This is a genomic window from Limnobacter sp. 130 (assembly GCF_902506325.1).
Taxonomy (GTDB): domain Bacteria; phylum Pseudomonadota; class Gammaproteobacteria; order Burkholderiales; family Burkholderiaceae_B; genus Limnobacter.
The window spans coordinates 169,672-195,908 of record NZ_LR732331.1; the positions used below are offsets into that span (position 1 = coordinate 169,672).

The window sequence follows — 26,237 nt, forward strand, 5'->3', positions numbered from 1 at the left end:
TTCAGGCTCCTTGAGGGGCGGGCTGGAGTGTGTGGAATGGTTGAAGGTTGTTGCGCAGTGTTTTGCTGAAGTGGCTGCGGTCTTCACCACACAGAAAAAGAGTGCAGCCCAGTTCTTGCCAGTGTCTCTGTTGACTCGGTGTTCGTGGATTCGGGCAAAAAGGGACATTGGCTTGAACGCAAATTTCATGCATGTTGTTCAATGCTTCGAACGTGGCCGGGTGCAAGGGGCTGGGTCCAAGGCCCAGGTTCAAGGCAAGGTCTAGCGCACCCTCCATGACAAAGCTGACCTGCCCGGTGGCCAGCATATCGGGCAGGGCAGTCAAGCCACTTTGGCTTTCAATCATGGGCACGAGCAAGATTTCCTCGTTGGCCCGCGCAATGTAGTCACTCAGGGCAAGTTGTCCGTAGCCGGTGACCGTGCCACCTGTAATGCCACGCTTGCCCAGCGGGGGAAACTTCATGGCCTGCGCCAGTGCATGAATTTGATCGGCAGTTTCGGCACGCGACAACACAATACCCATGGCCCCGGCATCCAGCACCTTCCCGATGAAGTTGGGGCGAACTTCAGCAACACGTACCAATGGCATGCAGCGGTGGTGTCGACAGGTTTGAATGCATTCGCGCAAGGTATTTTCATCGAGTAGTACGTGTTCGGTGTCGATGATGACGAAGTCGTAATTGCACTGGGCAATCATGTCGACGATCAGCGGAGAGGGCAGGGAATTCAGCAAGCCCAGCCAAGGTGACTGGTTGGGCTTTGGCTTGGTCAGCGGGGAGGATTGGATCATTCTTTAATTTAGTAAATGAGAATGATTTATATTAGCATTAAATAAAATAAAGCTTCAAAAGATTTAACAATTCATCGCTCGAAATGGGTACTGGCGCATGAATTCTTTTGCTTATTGAATAAAAAAGTTGGCTTTGGCAGCGGGGTACAACAAACTAATGGTAAAAATAAAGATAATGAGAACGATTTACATTAACTAAAGGAAATTGCAATGTACTCTTCTGATGGTCGTGCTGACACACGCCAACGTCCCCTTGTTTCCCCGCTTTCCATGGCAGTTGCCATGGTTTGCCTTTCATTGGGTAATGCAGCCTTTGCTGAAACCCTGGCACCGGTTACCGTGCAATCCGACTGGTTGGGCCCACCCACTGAGGAAAGCGTAAAAACCTACACGGGTGCGCGCACCGTGCTTGAAAAAGAAGACCTTGAAGAGCGTGGTGCATTGAACCTGGAAGATGCATTGCGTCGTGTGCCGGGTGTTCAAGTGCTCGATGAGACCGGTACCGGGATTTTGCCCAATATTGGCTTGCGCGGCTTGAACCCCTTGCGCAGCGAGCGCATTCAAATTTTGGTAGACGGGTACCCGATTGCCATTGGCCCCTACACCAACGTGGGCTTGTCGCTGTTCCCGGTTACCTTGCCCAGCCTTGAAGCGGTGGACTTGGTGCGTGGCGGTGCGGCTGTTCATTACGGCCCGAACAACGTGGGTGGCGTGCTGAATTTGGTGACCAAAGCCATTCCAGCAAAAACCAGCCAAACCTTCCGCGAACGCCTGCAAATTTCCGAAGAAACCGGGAATATGTTGACCGACACCTACTACCGCATTGGTGGTTTTGTTCGTGAAGATCTGGGTTTGCAATTTCAGGCGAACATTGTGGATGGCAAGGGCCAGCGTGATCGTTCCGACACCGAAGTACGTAACTTTATTGTGGATGGCGAGTACTACCTGAACGCCAACAACGATTTCAAAGCGCAGTTGCAGTACTACGAAGTGAAGGCCGAGTTGCCGGGAGCCTTGAGCCCGACAGCGTACGAGCAGAATCCGAACCAGTCGCAAAAGCCCTTTGATGCGTATGACGCCGACATGTGGCGTGGCACGTTCACCTGGAACCATTCGTTTTCAGATGACTTCAAGTTGACCTGGCGCAACTTTGCACACCAAGCCAACCGCACTTTCTTCTTTAGTCAGTCGGCCACTTTCTCGGATGACCCGGCACAAACGCCAGCGTTTGTTCTTGATTCTCCGCGCGTATTCAGCGTACATGGCACAGAGCCACGTTTCACCAAGCAGATCGGCAACCACACGGTGATTGCAGGTGCACGTTTTGTTGAAGAAGATGTGCGCTTCGACGTAAGCCGCACCACACTGGCAACTGGATCGGTCAACCCGTTCCGTCGCTGGGACTTTACAACCAAAGCCATGGCTTATTACGTAAGCGACACCATCGCCTTGATGGATGATCGTTTGAAAGTAACGCCCGGTATTCGTTATGAAGATGTTGAAACCCGTTACCGCGATTTGAACACAGGTACGGAATTTCAAAACAACCCGGATGAATGGTTGCCCGGCTTGACCGTGGGCTACCAGGCCACCAAAGATGTGTTTGTGTTTGCCAATGCACAACGTTCACTGGTACCAGTGCAAACCGCGCAGGTTACACGGGGTGGCGATGTGGGCAATGAAACAGCTGAGAACTACGAAATTGGTTCGCGCTGGCAAATCAATCCCCAAGCCAATATTGCAGCGACCCTGTTCCGTGTGGATTACAAAGATCAAATTGTTTTCGATACAGGTGCATTCCGCAACCTTGGCGAAACACGCCAAGAGGGTGTTGAACTGGAAGGCCGCTGGAACCTGAACAGCCAAACCGAGTTGGGCATGAGCTACACCTACCTGGACACCGAGCAGTTGTCTGGCGCCGACCAAGGCAAAGAGTTGCGCAATGCGCCCACGCACCACCTGGGCTTTGATGCTGTTTACAAGTTCGACAAGTGGACAGCCAATGCCAATGCTTTGTATGTGTCTGAAAGCTTCAGTGATTCAGCCAACACGCAAGCCGAAACTGCCAACGGCAGCGCGGGTGAATTGCCAGCCTATACTTTGGTGAACATGCGCGTGGGTCGCGATTTCCCGATTGGTCAGGGCAGAAACATGAACCTTGGTTTTGGTATTAACAACCTGTTTGATGAGCAGTATTTCTTCCGTGGTGTGGATGTGAGCACAACTGGCCGCGTGCCAGCACCAGGACGTATGTTGCTGGTTGAAATGCAGGTTGATTTCTGATCACGACGTACCCAGTGAAAAGCCGGTGGTGAAGCAATTCATCACCGGCTTTTTTTATTGCATGCCCCGTTGCTTGTCGATTTCGACCGATGCAACACCACTGGCGCTGTTGCCCCAGCTTCGGCGAATGTAAGTAACAACCGCCGCAATGTCGGTGTTGCTCAGTTCCACACGGTAGGGTGGCATGCCGTGCGGGTAGGGTGCACCCTGCGTGCTGGGTGAAAAGCCACCGTTGAGCACCAGTCGAATTGCATTGACCGGGTTGGGGGCAATTACATTGACATTGCCAGCCAGTGCAGGGAATTGGTTGGCTTTTCCCTCGCCTTGTTTGCCATGACATTCTGCGCAGGTGTTGGCGTAAATATTCTCCCCGCGCTGCATGAGTGGTTGCAGGGTGCGCTGGCCAAGACCTGTGCTTTCATTTTCGGAAGGTGCTTGCGCAGGCAGGCTTTTCAGGTAAACCGCCATGGCATTTGTGTCGCTTTCAGTGGCAAATTGCAAGCTGTGCGCGATCACTTCACTCATGGGGCCATAAGTGGCTGCATGGCGATTCACGCCATTTTGCAAATAGGCGGCAATGTCGCTTTCACTCCATTTGCCCAAGCCATGCACGGGGTGATTGTTTAAAGCGGGTGCAAACCAGTTCAGCACCGGTATGGTGGCACCACTTAAATTCAATTTGTCTTTCAAGCCACCCAATGTGTTGCGGGGGGTGTGGCATGCCGCGCAATGGCCTGGGCCATTGACCAGGTAGGCACCGCGATTCCACTGTGCGCTTTGCTGGGTGTTCGGTTTGTATTCACCTTCAGTGAAATACAGCGCGCGCCACACTGCCAACAGCGGGCGTTGATTGAAAGGAAACTGCAATTCGGGTTCGGGCGTTTTTTGCACAATTGCGGGCAGGCGTTTCAGGTAGGCGAACAAATCGTCTACCTCGGCCCGACTCATTTTGGTGTAGTCGGTGTATGGAAACGCCGGGTACAGGTAGTCGCCATTTTTGGAAATGCCGCTGTGCATGGCTTTGTAAAAATCATCGGCGGTCCAGTTGCCCAATCCGGTTTCAGGGTTGGGGGTTAAGTTGCTGCTGTAAATTGGTCCAAACGGCGTTTCGATTGCACGACCACCGGCAAATGGTTTCTTGGGGTTTGCAGTGTGACAACCGGCGCAATTGCCGATGCGCGCCAAATAGGCGCCCCGCGTTTCTTGTGCCGACAGCACGTTCAGCGCGATGGGTTCGGGCGACACAGTGCCAAGGTTTGGCGCGGCCGTGGTGGTGTGCGTACCGCACTTCAGCGGAAACTGAATGCTGTTGGCTGGTGCTGCTTTTGAGTTGGGCGGCACAGCTTGGGCTGCCAAATAGGAAGTGGCTGTGTTCAGTTCCGCTGGGCTTAATGCTTTGACCAAGGCATGCATACAATCGGGGTCGGCGGCCTTGCGCTGCCCATTGCGCCATTTGCCCAATTGGGCATTCAGGTAATCGCGCGGCAAGCCGATCAAACCGGGTGTGTAGGGTTCAACACCAGTAAGCGCCTGCCCATGACAGGCTGCGCATGCGGGTATTTTCCTGGACACAACACCGTCGAATACCAGGCGTTTGCCTTGTTCCAGTTCGCTGGGGCTTGCCGTTGTTTTGGCCGGTGCAGGGTAGGGCGGGTTTTGTGCAGCAAAGTACTTGGCCATTTGCAGCAGGTAGTCATTCGACAAATGTTGAACGATTCCATTCATCGCCGCATGCTGGCGGCTTCCGTCGCGAAATGCGATCAACTGGTTGTACAGGTAGCCTTCTGGTTTGCCCGCAATGCGCGGGTAGTAGCCTTCCGCGCTGGCGCGACCTTCCGCACCGTGACAGGCCACACAGGCTTGAACGCGACTGGCCATGTCCGTTGCAAGAGCGGACCCATTGGTTTGGGCGTTGGTGGACAGGCTGGCTAGCAGTAAAAGGGCGGCGGTAGCAAAACGGGTGATCATGAATACAGCTCGTGTTGGATATCAGGCGATTATACGCCGACAACACGAAGTGCCCTTTAACTTGACCGGGCAAGTACCCATGTCGATAGCACAGCCAATGCCGCTGCGGCCATTACCCAAAGCACCAAGCCAAAACCAATGCCCTCAACAAGGACCATCAGGATTGCGCTGACCAGCAAGGCAAGAACACCTGCAATGCGACGCAGCATAATTGTTCGCAGCCCGATTGCGTTGCAGCGCCCAGCCCAACGGCGATGGCGAAAGTGGGCCTGCTGGGACAGTGCAATGGACAGCAAACCAAAAAACAGAAGCGGCAAGGCCAACGCAAGCTGCAGTGTTAGTTGCATTTCAAGGCCTCGCTGTGTGCAGGCTGCCTGGCTGAAGACTTGATCACAACTTTGCGAGCCGTGTAAATGCCGCTTGCAACCATGATGAGCAAACCAATATCGATGGCCAATGAATTCATGTCCCCTTGGCGAATTGCTGCGACCATGCCACCTGTGTTGATCTGGTTCAGTAACCAGGCCAGACCACACAGCACGGTGAATGCCACCGTGGGTGCAAACCACTGGCTGCTTCGATGGGCTTGCGCATGGATCTGTAAATGCCGGCCTTTGCGGGCGTTGACAAAAGCCCAGACAATACTGCCAACCCAGACCCCATAAAACACCCAGGTTTCCACTGTGGCGCGGTTGTTGAGGTGATCTGGAATAAGCTGGTTGGCCACCAGAAAAGCCGCGGTGGCGATCATCATGCCCAGTGTGCCGCCCACAGTCAGCGCTTGAACTACGGTAAACCCGGGCAGCTTTTTCTTGTGGTGTTGAACACGGCGTGCTTCAAGCCAAAACAGAAAACCGGTGTGAATCATGACGCAACCGAGCAAGCCGCCAATCACGTACAGCACGCGCAGCGCTGCGTGGTCGAATTGAATGAAGTGAAGGCCGTTGATCCAGTGCGTAAACCCCTTGATGGGTTTGGGTTCGTGGGCGTGGAGCAGCGCACCGGTGTGCAGCAGCAGTGTGTCTGCGTGGGTGCTCATCGCAATGCTGCGTGCGGGAAATACCCTGCGAATTTCAAGCGTCGCATTGCTGTCGGTCAGGTTGCGAATGTTGATGGCGTCGGCACGTGCTGGTTCGCCCAAGGCTTGGCTCCATGCCGCTTCCCGTGCCTGAACAAGCGCAGGCACACTTTTTAATGCGGCAAGCTGTTGATCGGTGTTTTCAATAAAGTCACTGGCTGGCAAATTGATAAAACCGCTCATGGCCTTTTGTGCAGCGGCCTTGTCGTTATCAAATGCAGCCAGTGTGGCCCACGGAAAATAGATGGAGAAGAAAATCAACAACCCTGTGAAAGTGATGATGAAATGAAACGGCAGTGCCACCACGCTGCTCAGGTTGTGTAAGTCGAGAAGACTGCGCACCGTGTGCTTTTTGGGGCGAAACACAAAGAATTCAGCCAGCAGTTTCCGATGAAGCACAATGCCGCTGATGAGCAGGGCCATCATGGCCAGGCCTGCAATACCCAGCATGAAATAACCCACATCTTTCCACGCAATATTGAACTTGTAGTGGAAGGGGAAAAAGAAGCCGCTGCCCCCCAAGGTGTGTTCATTGCTGACCACCTTGCCAGTGTCGGGATCCATGAAATAGGCTTTCAAGCTGCGATCGGGTTCGACAATGCGGATCAATGTCATGGGCGTGCGCTCGGTGGGCAGGCGCAATCGAATGTTGTCGGATTCGGGCGCCAGTTCACGCGCTTTCATCAACACGGCTTCAAGTTGTTGCGGGCTCAGTGTGCAGCATTCACCGGCTATGCTGCGGCTCTCGGGGTGCATCCAGCGATCAAATTCCCGGTCAAATACCGTCAGTGTGCCCATCCAGAAAACGGCGAACAACAAAAAGCCAATGAACAGGCCAAACCAGGTGTGAAACCAGGCCATGTGTTGGCGAACGGATGGGGCTTTGTGCTTGCTCACTGCAATGGTTCACCAAGGAAAATAAATCACGATAGCGCACAGCAAGCCAAACAGAAGCCCTTTGGCGCTTAACCAGGCCAGGCTGCTGGTGCAGTAAATCCAAAGCATCCAGCAGGGCATGGCAAGATAAGCCAGCAACAGGCTCAGTGTCATCGCTTCGCTTTGTTCCATGCCTGCATTGAACAATAAAATAGCCATGGCTGCAGCGAGCAGGTTGGCCAAGGCCAAACCTGCAGGAAAGGCCAGCAGCAGGCAATAAATTTGCCGACTGCTGATTTTCAGCCATTGAATTTTAGAAACGGTAGTTTGCACTGAACACCACATTGCGTTCGACGCCGTAGAAGCAGTCACCCCGAGACAGGCAGGTGGACACGTATTCACGGTTGGCCAGGTTGGTGGCGTTCACTGCGTAGCGCCAGTCACCAGTTTCATAGGATAACATTGCATCCAGCAAGGTCACGCTGGGTGTGCGTACGTTGTCGACGCCGTCCCAGGATTCATCAATAAACCGCAGGCCTGCACCCCATTGCCAGCCTGGCAAACCGAACATGGCAAATTTTTGGCGGCCCCACAGGCTCAGTGTTTGTTTGGGCACTGTGGCAAGGCGTTTGCCTTGGCTGTTGGGGGCGGAATGGCGTGTCACTTTGGCACTGGTGTAGGCGTATGCGGCCAGAACATCCACTGTGGAGCTTAGGCGGTGATTTGCTTCCAGTTCCACACCTTTGCTTTCAGCCTCGCCAACCTGAATTTGATTGTTTGCTTGAGCCGGATCTGCAACACGGCGGTTGTTTTCCTTGATTTCATACACGGCTGCGGTGAGCAAGGATTTGCCATCGGGGGTTTCGTATTTCACACCCATTTCCTGCTGTTCGGCTTGTTGTGGTTTGAAAGGATTGCCAAAGAAATCCAGACCACCGATCGGCAAGAATGATTCGGAGTAACTGTAGTAAGGCATGGCACCAAAATCGGTGATGTAACCCAGGCTTGCTTTGTAAGTGTTGGTGGACGCATCCAGGTTTGAGGCTGGCGCATTGTCCGTTTCTGATTTAGCCCAATCACGGCGAATGCCCACAGTCGAAAGCCAGCGTTTGTCGTACTTCACTTGGTGCTGGGCGTAAATGCCGGTTTGAGTTTGCAGTGTGCCCGCGATATCCCGTAGAACAGGCGCTGTAAAGTTGCCATATTGCGGGTTCAGGTAATCAATGGGTGCTGCACTGCCGCCCACACCACGTGCACCGCCCAAGGCGACCCGTTGATAATCCAGCCCAACAATGCTGGTGTTTTCAAAGGCGCCAACATTCCACTTGGCAGTCAGTTGTGAGTCGCTGGTCAAACTGTCGGCCACGTTGTATTGCGAAATAGCCACACGGTTAATGGTCCGACCATCTGCATTGATGCGCGGCGTGAAGGCCGAGTAAATTGAGTTGTAGGAGACCGCGCTGTCGCTTTGCTTCACTTTCTGGCTGAAAGAAAACACGTCGTTCAAGCGATGATCAAATTCCAGTCCGTAAGCCGTTTGTTTGGACAAGTACAAATCAAAGCCGGGTTCGCTGATGAAGGTGTCGGTGGGAATGCGCCCGTTGGGTCCTTCAAAGCGCGTGCCCACAATCGGGAAAAAGCCGACCGACGATCCGGATCGATCGCGTTGCACATGGGCATAAGCGGTCAGGCTGGTGTCGGCACTTGGCTTCCAGGTGATCGATGGGGCAAACAGGTCGCGATCATCCGGGACAAAGTTCACTTGAGTGTCACTGTCGCGGGTCAGGGCAATCATGCGATACAGCACGGTTCCTTCTTCGTTCAGTGGGCCTGTCAAATCAAGGGCGAGTTGCTTGCGACCATACTCGCCCAGTTGCATGCCCACTTCGCCTGCCTGTTTCGCTTGCGGGCGCTTGCTGACCATGTTCACCAGCCCGCCAAAACCGCCCTGACCGTACAGCACCGAGGAAGGGCCTTTCACCACTTCCACGCGTTCGAGGGTAAATGGATCGGGACGCACGTTGTTGTAGAAGCCGAACAATTGGCGCAAACCATCTTGATATTGCACAAACGAGGTGCCGCGAATAAAGGCCCAGTCGCCACGGTTGTCGAAACCATAAGAACCAGCGCTGACACCTGCGGTGTAGCCGAGCGTATCTTGTAGTGTCAATGCGCCTTGATCTTCCATGCGCTCGCGTGTAATGACCGAGATGGACTGCTGCGTTTCAACAATCGGGGTGCCGGTTTTGGTTGCTGAGAAAGTGCTGTTGGCTTTGTAGCCTTCGACGGGCGTGGCAGGGGTTTCTTCAGCTTGAACCTGACCTTCTACTTTGACTGAGGGCAAGGTGACAGCGTTTTGTGCATTGGAGAGTTGTGGCCAAAACAGGGCAATTGCGCTGATGGCGCAGGGCAGGATTTTTTTCGAGTTCATGATGCTTGGTTGAAAAAAACGCTGGCTGGCTAACGTGGTTCTGGCTGGCTTGCGATTTGAGGGTGAGAAATTTATTTGGTTAAAATCAACTTGCCTTGGGCCGTAATTCGCAACCGGTATTCAGTGTTGTCATGAACAATGGTTCTTTCCCGACTGCCTTGAGGAAACAGCGTTGTTGTATTCAACGGCACAGCAGCAGCGGATTCGGTGCGGTGTGTCAAGGGCGTTCCTGTTTTAAGAGTCGGTTGCGTGTTCATGGTGGCCCGAAGTCAGTTGATTGCCTGCAATGAATGATGCGCAGTGTAATGGATGTTCTTATTAATTGCAAATCATTCTCATTAAGATTAACATGTACCCTGTTTTGAATTGACTCAAAGGTTTTAATTCCTCATGAAAAAGTGGATGGTTGCCGGTTTTGCCCTGGCATTGTGCAACGTGGCTTTGGCTGCACCTTCAGCCGACGAGGTTGTAAGGGGTTATGGACAATTGGTGTATGCAAACTACACCGACTCTGTGAATGCTGCGAAAAAAATGCAAGCTGCCATTGATGCGTTTTTAAAAGCACCTTCGCAAGCTGAAATGAACACTGCAAAAAAAGCATGGCTTGATGCGCGTGAGTTCTACGGACAAACCGAGGCTTTCCGCTTTTATGGTGGCCCGATCGACGATGAGAATGGGCCGGAAGGCCAGATTAATGCGTGGCCCATGGACGAGTCGTATGTGGACTATGTGAAGGGCGATTCAAACAGCGGCTTCATTAACAACGGCAAATTCAACATCACCCGCGAAGCGCTGGTGGCGCAAAATGAACGTGGTGGAGAAGAAAACATTGCCACTGGCTGGCATGCCATCGAGTTTTTGTTGTGGGGTCAAGACTTGAACGACGACGGTCCCGGTGACCGGCCCTACACGGATTACGTGAAAGGCAAGGGTCGCAATGCCGAGCGCCGCGCTCACTATTTGCGTGAAGTGACTGCCCTGTTGATTCATGATTTACAAACCGTGCAGTCTGCCTGGGCTCCCGCCACACCGGATAACTTCCGCGCTGAATTTGAAAAGGGCGGCAAAGAGTCTGTTCGTCAAATTCTGGTTGGGCTGGGGTCTTTGTCGCGTGGTGAACTTGCAGGCGAACGGCTCGAGGTGGCTTTGTTCAGTCAGGATCAAGAGGATGAACATTCCTGTTTTTCAGACAACACCCATCGTGATGCGGTCAACAATGCGCAAGGCATATTGAATGTGTGGACCGGCACATACAAGCAAGCCAGCGGTGCTTTGCTGAAAGTGCCTTCGCTGGCTGAAATGGTCGCCGCCAAAGCGCCCAATGTGGCCAAAGAAACCACGCAACAGATCCAGAAATCGGTGAGTGCAGCCAATCAAATTCAAGCACCGTTTGATCGGGAAATTATTGGCGGTACAGACGCACCCGGTCCGCAGCGAATCAAGGCGACAGTGGCCAGTTTGGTCAAACAGAGCACCTTGATCGTGGAATCTGCCAATGCAATTGGCATTACCCGGCTTACTTTGACCTTGCCTTGATTAGATACTTATCCGTGAAAAAAAATCGAAAATTAATAGTGTTTGCCTTGACCGCCACCTTGGTGGCGGGGGCTTCTTGGGCCGCAGGCGAGAGCATGACTGCCCGCAGCGCTGGCGACGCGACAGTGTTTGCAGACGGTCGCAATGCCTTCTCATTTCCAGCCGCCAATTTGCCGGATGAAGAGCGTACCCGGTTTGCAATCGGCAACTCGTTTTTCAAGCGCAACTGGGTACAGGCGCCAGCGTCGACCACCGCGCGAGACGGTTTGGGGCCGCACTTTATTGCACGTTCATGTGGTGGTTGCCATGTTCAGGATGGTCGCGGAAAACCACCTGAAATATTGAATCGCTTGAACAGTGAGCAGCCTGTTGATTTGTTGTTCAGGATTTCAATTCCGGGTGTGGGTGATCACCATGGCGTTGTGGCCGAGCCCACTTACGGTGATCAGTTGAACAATGCCGCTGTCGACGGTGTAAAGCCGGAAGGCAAGATCAGGATTGAAACCACGGAGGTGCGCGGCCAATACCCCGACGGCACACCGTATGTGCTGCAAAAGCCAAGCTACTCATTCACTGAATTGGCCTATGGGCCCATGCACCCCAAGGTGATGGTGAGCCCACGCATTGCGCCACAGGTAATCGGTTTGGGTTTGCTGGAAGCGATTGAGGAAAAAGATGTGCTGGCCAATGCCAGGCAACAGGCTGAGCAAGCGGGGCCGATCAAGGGTGTGCCCAATCGTGTTTGGGATGCCTACGCAAAGAAGGAGATGCTGGGCCGTTTTGGCTGGAAGGCCAATGTGGCTTCACTGGCCCACCAAACCGGCGGTGCGTTTCTGGGTGACATCGGGATCACCAGCAGTTTGTTTCCCGTTGAAAACTGTACACCCTCGCAAAAGGATTGTTTGCAGGCACCCAATGGTTCTGACAATGGCGAGCCAGAACTGAGCGACAAACTGTTCAATGAAATTGTGTTTTATCAGGCCGTACTGGCACCGCCTGCCCGTCGCAATGTAAACGACGTACAGGTGTTGAAAGGGCAAAAGTTATTTGAACAGGCGCAATGTGCGGTGTGTCATCGCCCCGCTTACACCACGGGCAAAGTGCCATTTCCGGCCTTGAGCAGCAAAGCACTTGAAGGGCAGGAAATTTGGCCCTACACCGATTTGCTGTTGCACGACATGGGCGACGGGCTTGCCGACAATCGCCCTGATTTTCACGCCAATGGCAGGCAATGGAAAACACCGCCTTTGTGGGGCATCGGCTTGATTCCCGATGTCAATAACCACATGCGTTTGTTGCACGATGGCCGTGCAAACGGTGTTGAAGAGGCCATTCTTTGGCACGGCGGAGAGGCGGAACTTAGCAAAAACCGTTTCATGAAATTTTCTGCTGAAGACCGCGCTGCCTTGATCCGTTTTGTGGAGTCGTTGTAATGCATCCTCAACACCAGCATGAATTGAAACATGGTTTATTGCGTGGACTCATTTGCATTGTGCTTGCTGGGGTTTTGCTCTTGGTGATTAATTTGGCTGCGGCTGCAAAGCCTGTAGACAGAAGTACTTTGTTGTTTCCGTATTACGACGCTTCGGAAGTGTTGAACAGCACGGTGACTCACCACTACGCCAAAGACACGGCGGCGTTGTTGGCGCAGCTGGAGCAACTCGGCAATTCAACCGCGAAGTATTGTCAGGGTGATTTACCGATTGATGCCTTGAAAACACAGTATTCAAAGACCTATCTGGTGTGGCTTGAATTGTCTGCTGTGGTGATGGGCCCGATGCTGCAGAACAATACAGTGCGGCAAATTGATTTTCGGCCATTGCGGGTGAACTTGCTTGAACGCGCAATCAAGAAACAGCCCCAGGGCGCCGAGGCCATGGCTTTGGTAGGAAGCCCGGCAAAGGGATTTCCGGCCATTGAATATTTACTGGGCCAACCAGGTTTCAAGGCCGCGTCGCCCCAGTGCAATTACGCGCAAGAGGTGGTGAGAGACATGACTCGCACCGTGGCTGATTTGAACTGGCAACCCGCCAAACCAAACAGCGAAGAAGATGCTGATTCCTTGAAGGCCGACATGCAGCTGTATTTCAATCAACTGGTGGGTGCCACACACAACCTGGCTTGGGAGCGCATGGAAAAACCGTTGTTGAAAAGCAGGGACGACACCGCCAAAGGCGGCGCACCCGATTGGCCGTACGCTGAACTCGGGCTGACCGAAAACGCCTGGAAAGCGCAGTGGCAGGGCATTGCAGACTTGCTGGTGGTCAGCAGCCAGACCGTGCCCAACGCCGATCAACAGGTGGTGCCGCTGGAGGCCTACCTAAGGGGATTGGGCAAAATTGGTTTGGCGGACACATTGCTCGTTCACAGCAATGCAGTTACAGCTGCGGTGAAGGCCAACGATGTTTCGAAGCCTGCCAGTGTTGAACAATCGGTGAAGGCGTCAAAAGCCTTGAAAGGTTTTTTGGAAACTGAAGTGGCCAAAGGATTAAACGTGTCAATCCAGTTTTCATCTTCAGACGGCGATTGAGCCCATGGTGTTGTCACGCCGACAATTTCTGTTGCAAGGCGGTGCAGTGGCACTGTCGCTGGCTTTACCCTTGCCCTCAAGGGCCGCTGTGAATGGCAAGCACGCCAGCTTGCTTGCGGCCTGGCAACTGCCAACAGCGGTTTATCAGGTGGGTGTGCTCAGCTGGAAAAATACCCGCCTGTCGACCCCTTACACCATCGATTCGGCAGTGGATTTACCCACCCGCCCACATGGTTTGATGCACCTTCAGGGCGATGAGTATTTGGTCATCGCGCGTCGCCCAGGCGACTGGATCATGCGCCTGAACATTCAAACCGGAGACACTGCGCGAACCTGGCAAGACGAAGACCGGCATTTGAACGGACACAGCGCAGTACACGGTGATTGCTTGTTCACCACAGAAACCGATGTGCTGACCGGGCAAGGTGTGCTGGGTGTTCGTCACCGGGAAACATTTGAGCTTCTCGATGTGTGGCCAACGCAGGGTCGAGACCCGCATGAAATGTTGGTGTTGCCCGGCGGTGTGTTGGGTATCGATGAACCTTTTTTGTTGGTGGCCAATGGCGGCATACAAACCCATGCAGACATGGGGCGCACGCAACTAAACCACTTGCCCATGGATTCTTCCGTGGTGGCCATGCACCCCCGAACGGGCAGGGTGTTGAACCAATGGACCCTGCGTGATTCGCGGCTCAGCCTGCGCCACATGGCCGTGCATGCCAGCGGTGTGGTGGGAATTGCCATGCAGGCCCATCATGCTGTAGAGGCCGATCAAGAGGCGGCACCAGTGCTTGCCTTGCTCGATGAGCAAGGGTTGCGCCCGGTGGCTGAGTCGATTGGTGTGAACGGCTATGCAGGCGATATTGCCACCACGCCCGAAGGCTTTGTGATCAGTTGCACCAAGAATGATTCAGCGGCCCAGTTTGATTTACAAGGCAAATTGCTGAATACGCAGCAGGCCAAAGCAGCCTGCGCCTTGGCCTCGCGGGGCGGTGAAGTTTGGTTGGGGCACCAGGCCGGTGAAGACAAGAATTCATTCGCACTGGACAATCACTGGCTGCTTATTTAGCCTTCAATGCCCAAGCCTTGATGGTTTGTCCTTGTTTGAAACCGAACAGCTTGTTGCCGCCAATTGCCACTGCCAAATATTGCTTGCCATTCACCTCGTAGCTAACCGGTGGTGCGTTTACACCGGCCGGGTTGGCCTGTTCCCAAACGCGTTTGCCCGTGTTTGAATTCAGTGCAAAAAATTCGCCACTGCCTTCACCAGAAAAAACCAGACCTGTCTTGGTGCTTAAAACGCCGCCAATCAGGGGGGCCTTTACCTTGTGTTGCCACAGCAGTTTGCCAGTGTCCAGATGAAGGGCTGAAAGCAGGCCGTATTTTTCTCCGTCCTCGATGGGCGACATGGATGAATATTTCAAAGCCGGTTTGTTGCCCTTGGCTTTCAGTTCATGCAATTGATATTTCACTGGCCAGTGAATGCCTGCGATGAACACCATGCGGCGTTGTTCATCCACTGAAACTGGCGACCAGTTTGAACCACCAATGACACCGGGATAGATCACATTGCCTTGTTCGCTGGGCAGGGTAAACATATTGTGTTGTGGCACGAAGGCTTCGCTTTTGAACAACAGTGCGCCGGTGATTCGGTTGTGTACATAAAACCAACCTGTTTTTCCAGCTTGGCCCACAGCCTGCACGGCTTGGCCCTGATGCCGTACCTTGAACAAAACGGGTGGGCTTGCCACATCGTAGCCCCACATGTCGTGAGGAACTTGTTGGTAGTGCCACTTCAATTCGCCAGTGCGAATATCGAGCGCAACAAGCGATGCGGTGTACAGGTTATCGCCCGGCCTTGACGAGCCTTCCATTTGGGGAGAAGGGTTGCCCGTACCAAAATAGAGCATGCCGTTTTCTCGATCTATGGCTGGGGTGCTCCACGCTGAGCCGCCACCAAACTGCCATGCATCCGGGTACTTTGAAACGTCTGCTTTTTCCTGATCAATATCACGAGGCAGCACCACACCATCTCGTGTTTTCCGGGTGAATGTGCCTTCCCAACCTTTCTCGGGCACGGTGTCGAATTTCCAGGCCTGTGCACCCGTGTTGATGTCGTATGCCGCCATGAAACCGCGCCGACCGTAATTGCCTGCAATGCCCACGACTGAACCCAGCGGGGCGTCGGGGTCGGGTGAATCCAGGTGCAGGCCATAGCCCACACCTGTAATGCCCACAATGACTTTGCCATCAAACACCATGGGCGCCATGTTGATGCCCGCGCCCGAGGTTCCGGACACCTCGAGTTTTCCATCCTGTGTATTCAGTTGTGAACCCAGAGCGCTGGCATCTTCCCGTACACCTTGATCGCCCTTGGTGACATCAATGTCCCACAACTTGGTGCCATTTTCCGCATCCAGGGCCAGCAAGCGAGAGTCGACAGTGCCCATGAACACTTTTCCATCGCTGACCGCCACACCCCGGTTGGCAGGGCCGCAGCACATGGGGCGGTCTTTGATGCGGTCGTGGGTGTAGCGCCACAGCAGCTTGCCGGTGTCGGCTTTCAAGGCCACCACATGGTTAAACGGCAGCGACACATACATCACCCCATTGACCACAATGGGCGTGGCTTGAAAACTGGAGGATATCCCGGTGTCAAATTCCCAGGCCGTGTCCAGTTGTGCAACGTTGTCGGGCGCAATTTGAGTTGATGGGCTGTGCCGTTGGTGATTCCAGTTACCACCAAATACAGGCCATTCTGTGTCTGGGTTGGCCAGTGCAGTTGCACAAACTGACATGGAAATGGCGGTGGCGAATAAGTAAGGCAGCGTCATGATTGCAGTATTTGAATTAAGCGTGCTGGAAACACAAGCAAGGATCAATCCATTGTGACTGTTGCAAAGTGAAGCACATGACGCGTCACAAAAGTGTCATCCAACGCAGACGCGCTTGCGTGTATATTTCGCGTACCCGAGTTTATTGGTAAATGATCATGAAGCAACAACTTGAGCTGTTGAAAGAAATTGAACACAAGCTTGAAGAACTCAGCAAAGACAAAGACCTGAAAGAAAAGCGGCCCCTGGAAGTAAAAGAGGTCAAGGGTTTGCGTTTGGTGGTGTCGTCAATTATTCGCCGCATGGCGGCGAGCTGATCAAAGCAGATTCACAGCCTTACTGATACACCCGCAATTTTTTTGCAATCAACAAAGCGGCCAGGTTGAATGTAATCGCAATCACACTGCACCACCAAAAATTTTCAATCAAACCCTCGGCATTGCGCGAAATGACAACACCGCCAATCAGCGCAGCCAACCCCATTGCAGCAGACTGCATGGATGAATTCAGTGTCATGAAGGTGCCACGGTTTTTTGGGTTGCCTGCAGCGCTGACCAAGGCCATGCCGGGAATCATCCTGCCGCTGACAAACACGAAAAAACAGGTGGTGATCACCAGAATGACCGCCATGCTCATGCCCTCGGTCAGCGTGATCAGCGCCATGGGAACCACCGCAATGCCTGCAATGATTTGCAGCATTTTCAACTTGCCGATTCGATCACTCAACTTGCCGATGATTTGCGCACTGAACAGCGTGGCTGCACCACCTGCCAGATAAATTAGCGGAATGTCGGACGGCGACAGACCCGCGTTGATCTGCATGTAAATCGTGATGTACGGAATAATTGAAAAACCGGCAAAGATCATGCAGAACGAAAAGCAAAATGCCCGCAAGTGATTGGTGTCGCGAAGCACTTGGGCAATGCCCTGCAACGGCCCTGTTTCGCCACGCGAATGCAAATGCCCCTGCAGGGTGGGAATGACATACCAGCCTGCCACCACAAGCAAGAAACTGATGCCTGCGATACCGAAGAATGGTGTGTGCCAGTCGGAGTTGGCCGCCACATACAAACCAAGCGGCACACCCATGACTGTGGACACCGAGAAGGAGGTCATGATGACGCCCATGGCTTTGCCCCGTCGGGCAAAGGGCACCACATCGGCCACGATTGTTTGAATCATTGCAGACAAAATACCGCCAAACAAGCCGGCTGCAATGCGCGCGCTCATCAGCGTTTCGTAGGTGGGTGCCAAGCCGCACGCCAACGTGGCTGCCGCAAACAGCACATACAGGATCAATAACAAGCGGCGCCGTTCGAACCGGTCAATGTACAGCGAGGCCACAAGGCCAGAGGCCCCTGCAGCGAAAGTGTAGGCCGACACCAGCAAACCGAACTTGGCATCGGAGATTGAAAACGCTGCGGTGAGCTGTGGGCCCAGCGGCATCATGATCATGAAATCAAGAATGTGAGTGAACTGAATACCCGCAAGGATCAGCAGCAGCGCCCATTCCCGCTGGGATGTCATTGTCACTTGGCTTGCTGCTTGGGTATTCATGTACTGCTACCTGTGGATTGAATTGTTTTTCTGGAATTCATTCCGAGTTTAACGTGTGAATTTAGTGCCCTAGCGCGGTGAGCGTGTAAATACCCAAAGTCATGGTTCCGATGGACACCAGGGTGGTCAGGGCGATGATGTTCGCGGCCAGTTTGCCGTCACCCCCAGCAGCCACGGCCATGGCAAAGCTGGCTGCCGCAGTTGGGCTTGAAAAGAACATCCACAAAATAATGAGATCCCGCCCTTGAATGCCGATGACCCATGCCGCAGTGCAGGCCAGCACGGGCAAAATTGCAATTTTGATTGCGCTGGATTGCAGGGCTGACATGCCAGAAGCTTTGACCCCGGCCAGTGAAAGAGTGCCACCCACGCAGATGAGTGCCAGTGGCAAAGTGAGACCGGCAAAGTACTCGCCCGATTTCAATAGCCACTGCGGTATGTACAGTTTCACCGCGCTGGCCAACATGCCCAGCACCACAGCAATAATAAGGGGGTTTTTCAACAACTCTTTGCCCACTGACGCGGGGCTGAATTTCAGGGTGGGGCTGTAGACAGAGAGAATCAGCACTGACAGCACATTGAACAAGAGAATGGTAAAACCAACCAGTACGCCGCCCACCGATAGCCCATAGGCACCATAGTAGCTTGCCACCAAGGCGAAGCTGACGACACCACAATTGCCCCGAAAAGCCCCTTGTACAAATACGCCCCTTTGGCTGTATGGAATAGCTTGGGTGGCCCACCACCAACTGGCTAAAAACCCCACCACCGTGGCAGCACACAGAAAAATGACCAGGGTGGCATTGAATGCACTTTGCAAGTCAGCCTGCCAGATCGACAGAAAGAACAGCGTGGGCATGGTGGCTTTGTAGGTTAGCGTTGATGCTGTTTGAATGAAGGAATCGTTGATCAGATTGACCTTGCGCAGCACCAACCCCATGAAGACCATTGCAAACACGGGGGCGGTGACTCCCAGAATTTCCGAGAGTACGTTGAATTGATTCATGTGATCAGATTTTTACTGAATGCACTCCGCAATTGCTTTGCCCACATCAGACGTGGTGGCAGTGCCGCCCATGTCCGGTGTGCGGGGACCTTCCACCAGCACGGTTTCGATAGCTTTCAGGATTGAATCGTGGGCTGCCTTGAATTTGGGGTCGCCCTGACCGATGGAGTCAAGCATCATAGCACCCGACCAGATCATGGCGATGGGATTGGAAATGTTCTTGCCGTAAATGTCTGGTGCGGAACCGTGCACCGGTTCGAACAGGGAGGGAAATGTGCCTTCCGGATTCAGGTTGGCCGAGGGTGCAATGCCGATGGTGCCTGTGCAGGCAGGTCCCAGGTCGGAGAGAATGTCGCCGAACAGGTTGGATGCGACCACCACATCAAAACGTTCCGGGCTAAGCACAAAGCGCGCAGCAAGAATGTCCACGTGGTATTTGTCCCAATGCACATCGGGGTACTGTTTGCCCATGGATTCCACACGTTCGTCCCAGTAGGGCATGCTGATCGCAATGCCATTGGATTTTGTGGCCGACGTCAGGTGCTTTTTGGGGCGGCTTTGCGCCAGATCAAAAGCGTACTTTAGAATTCGGTCAGTGCCCTTGCGGGTGAATACGGCTTCCTGAAGAACCACCTCGCGTTCAGTGCCTTCAAACATGCGGCCGCCCACAGACGAATATTCACCTTCCGTGTTTTCCCGAACCACGTAGAAGTCAATGTCGCCCACTTTCTTGTTGGCCAGCGGACAGGGGATGCCTGGCATCAGCCGCACTGGGCGCAGGTTCACATACTGATCGAATTCGCGACGGAATTTCAACAAGGAACCCCACAGGGAAATGTGGTCGGGCACTTTGTCGGGCCAACCCACAGCACCGAAGTACAGGGCGTCGAAGTTCACAAGTTGATCGAACCAGTCGCTTGGCATCATTTGGCCGTGTTTCAGGTAGTAGTCACAGTGTGCCCAGTCGAAGTGGGTGAATTGAAGGTCAAGATTGTAGTGGCGTGCAGCTGCTTCCAGCACGCGCAGGCCTTCTGGGGTTACTTCGTTGCCAATGCCATCGCCAGCCAGTACCGCAATTTTTCGGGTGTTCATGAGCATTCCTGATTGAATGTTGGGTTGAAGACTTGATTGTATTGCTTAACTGTAAAGTTGATAATGCTGTTATAAGTTAAAACATATTCAATTATTAGGTTAATAAATGAAGTCAAAACCGCCCTCTCTGGAAGAGCTGGATCTGATGCTCGCATTGTGCCGGCATGGGTCACTGTCAGCCTGTGCACGGGAAATGGGGGTGTCAACCGCCTACATCAGCAAGCGACTTGCACAGCTAGAACAGCGCTTGGGGTTGAAGTTGTTTCACCGAACAACTCGCCGTTTGTCATTGACTGAAGTGGGGGAAACCTGCGTGGAGTGGGGGCAGCGGGTGCTTGATACTTCACGGGATTTGATGGATGCCCTCTCGGCTGAGCGATCCATCCCAAGGGGGTTGTTGCGGGTGTGCTCAAGCTCGGGATATGGTCGGTCGCGGGTGGCGCCTGTCCTGTCTGAACTGGTCAAGCAGTATGTCGAGCTGGAAGTCGAGTTGGAGCTGATTGACCGCCCTGTTGATTTGCTCATCGAAGGGTTTCACCTCGACATTCGGCTTGGGGAAGTGACGGAGCCTGGTTTGATTTGCCGCCGCATTGCAGGCAACCAACGCATTCTTTGCGCCAGCCCGGCCTATTTGCAACAGGCACCTGTGTTGCATGAACTGGCTGATCTGCAGAATCACCAATGCCTTGTGATTCGCGAGCGCGATCAGCAGCCGGGGCGCTGGGTGCTGCAGGGACCACACGGAGAGGAAATCGTGCGGGTGCGCGGAGCCTTGTCGTCGAACAACGGCGAGTCTGTTCGACAATGGATTGTAGATGGTCATGGTGTGGGCTTGCGCAGCGCGTGGGATGTGGCCCCTTATTTGCGCAACAGGAAGTTGGTTCGCGTGTTGCCGCAGTATTGTCAGGACGCCAATGTCTATGCGGTGTACCCATCGCGTTTGGCCAGTTCGGCGCGCTTGCGGGTGTGTGTTGAGTTTCTGGCAGATCGATTGCGATGCCGTTCGGCAATGACTTGCTGAGCGCAGGCGCCCGCGGCGAGGCTGCACCCATTGCGGTATTGCTAGCGGAATCCATGGGGTCTAGGGTAGAACCGCAAGCCGTTAAATTATGCAAAACTTTACATAATTTTGTTGCGCTGCACAGTTTTGACACACCAAAATGAGGGGGGTATTTACCTCTCCTGAATTTCATTCAGGAACACTTCCAGTGCCTGTGTTTTTCCCAAGCGTGTAGCCCGGTAGCCAGCAGACCCCTCGACTTGGGCCGACACTTCCGCACTGCGCAACCAGGGCAGCAAAATATCCATGGCGGGGTGATGCAAATCGCTGTTGTGCAACACCAGAAAATAGCGCTCTTTGGACACTGACGTGAATTGCAGGCCGTAGTGGTCGGCCGCAGCACGAATGCCCAGGCCCAAATCACCATGGCCTGCGGCAATGGTGCAGGCCACTGCCAGGTGTGAGTTTTCTTCGTGAAAAAAACCAGGCAGATTTTCGGCCTTCAAGCCAGCTTTGGTGATCAGTGCATCCAGTTGGTGGTGAGTTGACGAGGCCGAGTTGCGATTAACCAATAAAGCGCGCCGTTGGGCCACATCTTCCAGGGTAGGTGGTGTGGCGGCAGGGCGGCTGATCCAGCCAAGGTCCCGCTCAAAGAGCTCAATCACACTCAGGTTGGAACCGCGCAACCATCGGCGCATGATTTGATGAACATGAGAATGTTCATCAAGACCCACAGGCAAGTGGCAGCCAGCCACGCGCACCTCGCCCCGGTGCAAGGCCGAAAGTGCCGCAATGCTGCCAGACCACCGAAGCGACAGTTGCAGTTTTTTGTACAAGGCGGTGTTCTGAAACAGGTTTTGCAACACCGGGTCGTCGCTTAACGCAAGGCTGATCCAGGGTTTGTTCTGATCCGCATCCAGCCACTCGGCATTCAGTTGTTCGCCCACGGTGCCCAGGTCGGGTGCCACGCGAACATTGCCCTGTTCAACCATCCAGATCAGTTTGTGCCCGAATCGAGTCAGGCATGCGCCTGCTCGCCCATGTGTGGCCACCAGTTCTTCACCCAGCATTTGGTTGTATTGCTGAATTTGCGACCATAAGGTACGGTAAGAAACACCCAGTGCTTTGCAGGCCAGGGAAATCGAACCCGCGGAGTCGATCGTTTTCAGGGTGTTCAACATGCGTTGATCCAGTTCAACAAACTGACCGTCGTCTTTCTTCCAGCGTGCAGATATTTTTAAATTGAGCATTTGTGGATACGGGCATGTCGATTGCTTGCATTCTGACAGATTACAAAAAGCAGGAGACAGGTAATCATGATGTTCAGAAGTACAAAACAATCGATCAATACACTATGTCCTTTCGGGTTTGTGTTGGCGGGTATGCTTTTCACCAGCAATTTCTTGGCCAGCCCCAGCATTGCTGCGCCTGTGGAGCTTGGCGAAGTGAAAGGAGATTTGACCGGGGGCGACCCGCTGGGTTCCATGCAATGGCCCGATTTGAAAGGGCAGTTTTTCGATGCGGGCGCAACAACTGTGTTCGATTCCCGAATCAAGGTCACCGTGCCCTTGTTTGCAGAAGATGCGATGAATGTACCTGTGTCGTTTGATGCCTCGGCGATAGGAAAGGTGAAAAAAATCGTGGTGCTGGTCGATCGCAATCCAATCCGCAAGGTGCTGGAGTTCATTCCGGAAAAAGCCAAGCCAGCTTTGAATTTCCGTTTCAAGCTGGAGCAGGCCAGTCCCATTCGTGTGGCTGCACTGGCTGAAAATGGCGTGTGGCATGTGGGTTATGCATTCATTGAAGCAGCCGGTGGCGGTTGTACGGTGCCGGGTGCAACACGGGCCGATGGCAGCTGGCCGCAAACCTTGAACAAGGTGGCAGGCAAAATGTTTGATGCCAATCAGTTGCGTGACGATGCCCGTTTGCGCGTGCAGGTATCGCACCCCATGGACACCGGTTTGGTGGCTGGTGTTCCCGCGTTTTACATTGAAGAAATGATTCTGCAAGACAAGAACAAACAAGTACTGGCCAAGCTGTACCCCTTCGAGCCTGTGTCTGAGAACCCCCTGTTTTCCTTTGACTTTGACAAAAAGCCGATGGGGCCGATCAGCCTGGTAGGGCGCGACAACAATGGCAACAGGATTGATGCGAAGGTGACGCAATGAGGGGTTTCAGTACCGTTGCCTTGGCGCTGAGTGCTTGCTGTGCCGTGTGGTCCGCCCATGCAGAATTGCCCAATGTGGCAAAGCCTGTGCCGAATCAGGCTGCGCTGGACTATGGCTTGAAAGCCACCAAACTGGCCGGTGGCTGGTACGTGATTGCCGGTGCCAATGATGATTTTTCGCAGGCCAATGGCTGCAACATTATTAACACCGGTTTTTACGTGGATGACGCAGGGGTGTATGTCATTAACACGGGCATTTCACGCCTTTACGGCGAGCAGCAACGCGCCTTGATTGATTCAATTGCCAAGGGAAAGTCGATCCGGCAAGTGATCGCTTTGAACCTTCACCCGGATTACTTTTTGGGTAATCAGGCCTATCCAAAAGAGGCTTTGGCCGCCACAAAGCTGACCCTTCAAGGCATCAAGGCGGAAGCCGCCTTGTATGAAACCAATTTGTACCGCTTGTGTGGCGACTGGATGAAGGGCACCGAGAGTGCCCACCCGTTACAAACAATTGCACCCGGTAATTTGAAAAACATGGGTGGCAAGTCTCTTGAAGCGGTGGAGTTGAAAGGCCACACCGATTCAGACCTGGTGTTGTTCGACCCGGATAGCAAAGTGATGTGGGCCGGGGGGCTGGTGTTTTACAAGCGAATTGTGACCACCCCCCATGCAAAATTGAAGCCGTGGATTGAAAGCCTGAAAAAGCTGCAGGCCATGAAGCCCAAGGTGGTTGTGCCCAGCCACGGCCCGGTCAGTTGGGGCAGCGAGGCCATTGACCAAACACTGGATTACCTGAGCTGGCTGGACAAGCGCCTTGAAAACGCAGCTGCGATGGGTGAGGAAATGAATGATGTGATGAAGAAGGGCGCGCCAGAGCGATTCAGAAACTTTGCAGCTTACCCGGCGGAGTTTTATCGCAATGTGACCAATTTGTACCCCCTGTATGAGAAAGAGGCTTTGGGTGGATTCTAAGAACTTTTAAGTCAGGGTTAACGCTGTACCAAGTGTGTCAAAAAGGGACAGTTTGTGTGTTGCTGAACAGGTGAGCTGTTCCAATGTCACAAAACTGTCTCTTTTTTTTATGGTCGGAACGATTGAAATCACTCCAATGAGGGTTATTTTATAAAGCACTGATTTTATTGAATAAAAAAATTATTTAGACGAAATATTCTACTTGGCATGAAGCTTGCGCTAGGTTGTAACCGGGTAGCCCCGACTCTGCAAAAGAGGGGCGAGAACCTCAAAGTAACGGATGAAGAGAGGAGAAACAAATAATGCGCAAAACTCTGCTTAGCGCGATGGTAGCAACCGCACTGGCGATTCCCGCAGTGGCTTCTGCCGCTGTGACAGACGCAATGATTCAAAACGATGCCAAATCCACGGGCGATGTGTTGTCTTGGGGTATTGGTACAGAGGGTCAGCGTTACAGTCCATTGAAAGACATCAACGTCGCGAACGTGGGCAAGCTGGTTCCAGCCTGGTCATTCTCGTTCGGTGGTGAAAAACAGCGCGGGCAGGAAAGCCAGCCGCTGATTCACGACGGCAAGATGTTTGTGACCGGTTCCTATTCACGCATTTACGCACTGGACGCCTCCACGGGTGAAAAACTGTGGAAGTACGAGCACCGTTTGCCAGAAGGCATCATGCCTTGCTGCGACGTGGTGAATCGTGGTGCAGCCCTGTATGACAACCTGGTGATTTTCGCGACACTGGATGCCCAGCTGATCGCCCTGGACCAGAACACCGGCAAGGTGGTGTGGAAAGACAAGATTGACGACTACGCTGCGGGTTACTCCAACACGGCGGCTCCAATCATTGCCAATGGTTTGGTGTTGACTGGTGTGTCGGGTGGTGAGTTTGGTGTGGTTGGTCGTGTTGAAGCGCGCAATGCCAAGACAGGCGAAATGGTTTGGCTGCGCCCAACTGTTGAAGGCCACATGGGCTACACCTATGACAAAGACGGCAACAAGAAAGAAGCTGGAATTTCCGGTACCACCAATGCCACCTGGAAAGGCGACATGTGGAAAACAGGTGGCGCTGCTACTTGGTTGGGCGGTTCGTACGACAGCAAAACAGGCTTGGCCTACTTCGGTACTGGTAACCCAGCGCCCTGGAACAGCCACCTGCGCCCTGGCGACAACCTGTACTCCACTTCCACAGTGGCGGTTGATGTTAAAACTGGTCAGATCAAGTGGCACTACCAGTCCACACCAAACGACGGTTGGGACTATGACGGTGTGAACGAGTTCATCACTTTTGACATGAACGGCAAGCGTGTTGGTGCTAAAGCTGACCGCAACGGTTTCATGTATGTGAACGACGCCACCACCGGCAAGCTGGAAAATGCCTTCCCATTCGTGAAAAAAATCACATGGGCCAAGGGTATTGATCTGAAAACAGGTCGCCCGATTTTCGACCCCGCCAACCGCCCTGGTGACCCCACCAAGATGGACGGCAAGAAAGGCGAAACAGTGTTCTCTGCACCTTCATTTTTGGGTGGCAAGAACCAGCAGCCAATGGCTTACAGCCCTGACACAGGTCTGTTCTATGTTCCCGCCAACGAGTGGGGCATGGAGATCTGGAACGAGCCTATCACCTACAAGAAAGGTGCTGCTTACCTGGGTGCCGGTTTCACCATCAAGACATTGCCTGGCTTTGACTACATCGGCGCCCTGCGTGCGATGAACCCCAAGACCGGCAAGATTGAGTGGGAAATCACGAACAATGCGCCTTTGTGGGGCGGTGTTTTGACCACCGGCGGTAACCTGGTGTTCTGGGGTACTCCAGAAGGTTTCCTGAAGGCAGCTGACGCGAAAACCGGTAAGGAAGTCTGGAAGTTCCAGACAGGTTCTGGCGTGGTTGCACCTCCCGTAACCTGGAAAGGCAAAGACGGTCAGCAGTACGTGGCTGTAGTGTCTGGTTGGGGCGGCGCTGTTCCCCTGTGGGGCGGTGACGTGGCCAGCAAAGTGAACTACCTTGAACAAGGTGGTTCCGTGTGGGTATTCAAGTTGATGAAGTAATCGGTTTGTGAAGTACATCAAGCCGCCCCGTGTGGGGTGGTTTGATGAGTAGTGAAGTAGTAGAGC

Annotated in this window: 22 protein-coding genes; 10 read left to right on the forward strand and 12 right to left on the reverse strand. The window is 53.4% G+C overall.

The features are described 5' to 3' along the window. Nucleotide 1: 1 nt before the first annotated feature. Nucleotides 2-790 carry an HpcH/HpaI aldolase/citrate lyase family protein gene (locus tag FRIGORI9N_RS13645; protein ID WP_159572301.1) on the reverse strand — a complete coding sequence of 263 codons (789 nt, stop codon included), beginning with the start codon at nucleotides 788-790 and terminating at the stop codon, nucleotides 2-4. 210 nt (nucleotides 791-1,000) lie between these two features. Here FRIGORI9N_RS13645 and FRIGORI9N_RS13650 point away from each other — a divergent pair, with 210 nt between their 5' ends. Beyond that, nucleotides 1,001-3,073, forward strand: a complete 2,073-nt coding sequence (locus FRIGORI9N_RS13650) for a TonB-dependent siderophore receptor (RefSeq protein ID WP_159572303.1) — start codon at nucleotides 1,001-1,003, stop codon at nucleotides 3,071-3,073. Between the two features lie 54 nt (nucleotides 3,074-3,127). On the opposite strand, the gene FRIGORI9N_RS13655 is transcribed toward FRIGORI9N_RS13650, so the two are convergent. From FRIGORI9N_RS13655 to hemP, 6 genes are all read right to left on the reverse strand, one after another. Next, the gene (locus FRIGORI9N_RS13655; RefSeq protein ID WP_159572305.1) at nucleotides 3,128-5,041 is read right to left on the reverse strand and encodes a c-type cytochrome; all 1,914 of its coding nucleotides are present in this window, start codon (nucleotides 5,039-5,041) and stop codon (nucleotides 3,128-3,130) included. 56 nt (nucleotides 5,042-5,097) lie between these two features. Beyond that, a complete protein-coding gene (locus tag FRIGORI9N_RS13660; RefSeq protein WP_159572307.1) occupies nucleotides 5,098-5,388 on the reverse strand; it encodes a DUF3325 family protein in 291 nt (96 codons plus the stop codon). Beyond that, nucleotides 5,379-7,016 carry a PepSY domain-containing protein gene (locus tag FRIGORI9N_RS13665; RefSeq protein ID WP_159572309.1) on the reverse strand — a complete coding sequence of 546 codons (1,638 nt, stop codon included), beginning with the start codon at nucleotides 7,014-7,016 and terminating at the stop codon, nucleotides 5,379-5,381. The genes FRIGORI9N_RS13660 and FRIGORI9N_RS13665 overlap by 10 nt, the downstream gene beginning before the upstream one ends. Before the next feature lie 9 nt (nucleotides 7,017-7,025). Then, nucleotides 7,026-7,328: a hypothetical protein gene (locus FRIGORI9N_RS13670; protein ID WP_159572311.1), complete on the reverse strand. Its 303-nt coding sequence runs from the start codon at nucleotides 7,326-7,328 to the stop codon at nucleotides 7,026-7,028. Next, entirely contained in the window at nucleotides 7,309-9,426 is a 2,118-nt protein-coding gene (locus FRIGORI9N_RS13675; RefSeq protein WP_159572313.1) for a TonB-dependent siderophore receptor, read from the reverse strand. The genes FRIGORI9N_RS13670 and FRIGORI9N_RS13675 overlap by 20 nt, the downstream gene beginning before the upstream one ends. A gap of 71 nt (nucleotides 9,427-9,497) precedes the next feature. Then, nucleotides 9,498-9,647 (reverse strand): hemin uptake protein HemP, encoded by a 150-nt coding sequence (gene hemP / locus FRIGORI9N_RS13680; RefSeq protein WP_236550903.1) that lies wholly within the window; start codon nucleotides 9,645-9,647, stop codon nucleotides 9,498-9,500. Nucleotides 9,648-9,828: 181 nt separating this feature from the next. On the opposite strand from hemP, the gene FRIGORI9N_RS13685 reads away from it, so the two are divergent. From FRIGORI9N_RS13685 to FRIGORI9N_RS13700, 4 genes are read left to right on the forward strand one after another with little or no spacing between them, the layout of a single operon-like run. Further along, nucleotides 9,829-10,962, forward strand: a complete 1,134-nt coding sequence (locus FRIGORI9N_RS13685) for an imelysin family protein (protein ID WP_371717347.1) — start codon at nucleotides 9,829-9,831, stop codon at nucleotides 10,960-10,962. Nucleotides 10,963-11,021: 59 nt separating this feature from the next. Beyond that, nucleotides 11,022-12,395: a di-heme oxidoredictase family protein gene (locus FRIGORI9N_RS13690; RefSeq protein ID WP_371717350.1), complete on the forward strand. Its 1,374-nt coding sequence runs from the start codon at nucleotides 11,022-11,024 to the stop codon at nucleotides 12,393-12,395. Next, on the forward strand, nucleotides 12,395-13,492 hold the full coding sequence (locus FRIGORI9N_RS13695) for an imelysin family protein (protein WP_159572321.1): 1,098 nt from the start codon (nucleotides 12,395-12,397) through the stop codon (nucleotides 13,490-13,492). Before FRIGORI9N_RS13690 ends, FRIGORI9N_RS13695 begins: the two co-directional genes overlap by 1 nt. A 4-nt stretch (nucleotides 13,493-13,496) precedes the next feature. Then, nucleotides 13,497-14,561 (forward strand): DUF1513 domain-containing protein, encoded by a 1,065-nt coding sequence (locus FRIGORI9N_RS13700; protein WP_159572323.1) that lies wholly within the window; start codon nucleotides 13,497-13,499, stop codon nucleotides 14,559-14,561. Here the strand turns inward: FRIGORI9N_RS13700 and FRIGORI9N_RS13705 are convergent. Further along, nucleotides 14,554-16,326 carry a PQQ-binding-like beta-propeller repeat protein gene (locus FRIGORI9N_RS13705; RefSeq protein ID WP_159572325.1) on the reverse strand — a complete coding sequence of 591 codons (1,773 nt, stop codon included), beginning with the start codon at nucleotides 16,324-16,326 and terminating at the stop codon, nucleotides 14,554-14,556. The genes FRIGORI9N_RS13700 and FRIGORI9N_RS13705 overlap by 8 nt on opposite strands. A gap of 158 nt (nucleotides 16,327-16,484) precedes the next feature. Here FRIGORI9N_RS13705 and FRIGORI9N_RS13710 point away from each other — a divergent pair, with 158 nt between their 5' ends. Then, the gene (locus FRIGORI9N_RS13710) at nucleotides 16,485-16,643 is read left to right on the forward strand and encodes a hypothetical protein (protein WP_159572327.1); all 159 of its coding nucleotides are present in this window, start codon (nucleotides 16,485-16,487) and stop codon (nucleotides 16,641-16,643) included. A 19-nt stretch (nucleotides 16,644-16,662) separates the two neighbouring features. Here the strand turns inward: FRIGORI9N_RS13710 and FRIGORI9N_RS13715 are convergent, their stop codons facing one another. The 3 genes from FRIGORI9N_RS13715 to FRIGORI9N_RS13725 form a co-directional block, all read right to left on the reverse strand. Further along, nucleotides 16,663-17,883 (reverse strand): MFS transporter, encoded by a 1,221-nt coding sequence (locus FRIGORI9N_RS13715; protein WP_159572329.1) that lies wholly within the window; start codon nucleotides 17,881-17,883, stop codon nucleotides 16,663-16,665. A 61-nt stretch (nucleotides 17,884-17,944) separates the two neighbouring features. Continuing rightward, nucleotides 17,945-18,889: an AEC family transporter gene (locus FRIGORI9N_RS13720; protein WP_159572331.1), complete on the reverse strand. Its 945-nt coding sequence runs from the start codon at nucleotides 18,887-18,889 to the stop codon at nucleotides 17,945-17,947. 12 nt (nucleotides 18,890-18,901) lie between these two features. Beyond that, entirely contained in the window at nucleotides 18,902-19,981 is a 1,080-nt protein-coding gene (locus FRIGORI9N_RS13725; protein ID WP_159572333.1) for a tartrate dehydrogenase, read from the reverse strand. Nucleotides 19,982-20,087: 106 nt separating this feature from the next. Here FRIGORI9N_RS13725 and FRIGORI9N_RS13730 point away from each other — a divergent pair, with 106 nt between their 5' ends. After that, nucleotides 20,088-21,002 (forward strand): LysR family transcriptional regulator, encoded by a 915-nt coding sequence (locus FRIGORI9N_RS13730; protein WP_159572335.1) that lies wholly within the window; start codon nucleotides 20,088-20,090, stop codon nucleotides 21,000-21,002. Between the two features lie 152 nt (nucleotides 21,003-21,154). Here the strand turns inward: FRIGORI9N_RS13730 and FRIGORI9N_RS13735 are convergent, their stop codons facing one another. Beyond that, entirely contained in the window at nucleotides 21,155-22,231 is a 1,077-nt protein-coding gene (locus tag FRIGORI9N_RS13735; protein ID WP_159572337.1) for a substrate-binding domain-containing protein, read from the reverse strand. 66 nt (nucleotides 22,232-22,297) lie between these two features. On the opposite strand from FRIGORI9N_RS13735, the gene FRIGORI9N_RS13740 reads away from it, so the two are divergent. The 3 genes from FRIGORI9N_RS13740 to FRIGORI9N_RS13750 all read left to right on the forward strand — a co-directional run bounded on the left by FRIGORI9N_RS13740 (nucleotide 22,298) and on the right by FRIGORI9N_RS13750 (nucleotide 26,171). Next, nucleotides 22,298-23,149 (forward strand): quinoprotein dehydrogenase-associated SoxYZ-like carrier, encoded by an 852-nt coding sequence (locus FRIGORI9N_RS13740; RefSeq protein ID WP_159572339.1) that lies wholly within the window; start codon nucleotides 22,298-22,300, stop codon nucleotides 23,147-23,149. Beyond that, complete coding sequence (locus FRIGORI9N_RS13745) at nucleotides 23,146-24,123, forward strand: quinoprotein relay system zinc metallohydrolase 1 (RefSeq protein WP_159572341.1); 978 nt, start codon at nucleotides 23,146-23,148, stop codon at nucleotides 24,121-24,123. Before FRIGORI9N_RS13740 ends, FRIGORI9N_RS13745 begins: the two co-directional genes overlap by 4 nt. A gap of 302 nt (nucleotides 24,124-24,425) precedes the next feature. Continuing rightward, nucleotides 24,426-26,171 carry a PQQ-dependent methanol/ethanol family dehydrogenase gene (locus FRIGORI9N_RS13750; protein WP_159572343.1) on the forward strand — a complete coding sequence of 582 codons (1,746 nt, stop codon included), beginning with the start codon at nucleotides 24,426-24,428 and terminating at the stop codon, nucleotides 26,169-26,171. Nucleotides 26,172-26,237 lie beyond the last annotated feature (66 nt).

Coding starts and splice junctions, on each gene's coding strand:
- FRIGORI9N_RS13745 (WP_159572341.1), top strand. CDS start 23,146: ATGAGGGGTTTCAGTACCGTTGCCTTGGCGCTGAGTGCTTGCTGTGCC.
- FRIGORI9N_RS13720 (WP_159572331.1), bottom strand. CDS start 18,889: ATGAATCAATTCAACGTACTCTCGGAAATTCTGGGAGTCACCGCCCCC.
- FRIGORI9N_RS13700 (WP_159572323.1), top strand. CDS start 13,497: ATGGTGTTGTCACGCCGACAATTTCTGTTGCAAGGCGGTGCAGTGGCA.
- FRIGORI9N_RS13660 (WP_159572307.1), bottom strand. CDS start 5,388: ATGCAACTAACACTGCAGCTTGCGTTGGCCTTGCCGCTTCTGTTTTTT.
- FRIGORI9N_RS13730 (WP_159572335.1), top strand. CDS start 20,088: ATGAAGTCAAAACCGCCCTCTCTGGAAGAGCTGGATCTGATGCTCGCA.
- FRIGORI9N_RS13695 (WP_159572321.1), top strand. CDS start 12,395: ATGCATCCTCAACACCAGCATGAATTGAAACATGGTTTATTGCGTGGA.
- FRIGORI9N_RS13705 (WP_159572325.1), bottom strand. CDS start 16,326: ATGACGCTGCCTTACTTATTCGCCACCGCCATTTCCATGTCAGTTTGT.
- FRIGORI9N_RS13675 (WP_159572313.1), bottom strand. CDS start 9,426: ATGAACTCGAAAAAAATCCTGCCCTGCGCCATCAGCGCAATTGCCCTG.
- FRIGORI9N_RS13735 (WP_159572337.1), bottom strand. CDS start 22,231: ATGCTCAATTTAAAAATATCTGCACGCTGGAAGAAAGACGACGGTCAG.
- FRIGORI9N_RS13725 (WP_159572333.1), bottom strand. CDS start 19,981: ATGAACACCCGAAAAATTGCGGTACTGGCTGGCGATGGCATTGGCAAC.
- FRIGORI9N_RS13685 (WP_371717347.1), top strand. CDS start 9,829: ATGGTTGCCGGTTTTGCCCTGGCATTGTGCAACGTGGCTTTGGCTGCA.
- FRIGORI9N_RS13645 (WP_159572301.1), bottom strand. CDS start 790: ATGATCCAATCCTCCCCGCTGACCAAGCCAAAGCCCAACCAGTCACCT.
- FRIGORI9N_RS13715 (WP_159572329.1), bottom strand. CDS start 17,883: ATGAATACCCAAGCAGCAAGCCAAGTGACAATGACATCCCAGCGGGAA.
- FRIGORI9N_RS13650 (WP_159572303.1), top strand. CDS start 1,001: ATGTACTCTTCTGATGGTCGTGCTGACACACGCCAACGTCCCCTTGTT.
- FRIGORI9N_RS13750 (WP_159572343.1), top strand. CDS start 24,426: ATGCGCAAAACTCTGCTTAGCGCGATGGTAGCAACCGCACTGGCGATT.
- FRIGORI9N_RS13655 (WP_159572305.1), bottom strand. CDS start 5,041: ATGATCACCCGTTTTGCTACCGCCGCCCTTTTACTGCTAGCCAGCCTG.
- FRIGORI9N_RS13710 (WP_159572327.1), top strand. CDS start 16,485: ATGAAGCAACAACTTGAGCTGTTGAAAGAAATTGAACACAAGCTTGAA.
- FRIGORI9N_RS13740 (WP_159572339.1), top strand. CDS start 22,298: ATGATGTTCAGAAGTACAAAACAATCGATCAATACACTATGTCCTTTC.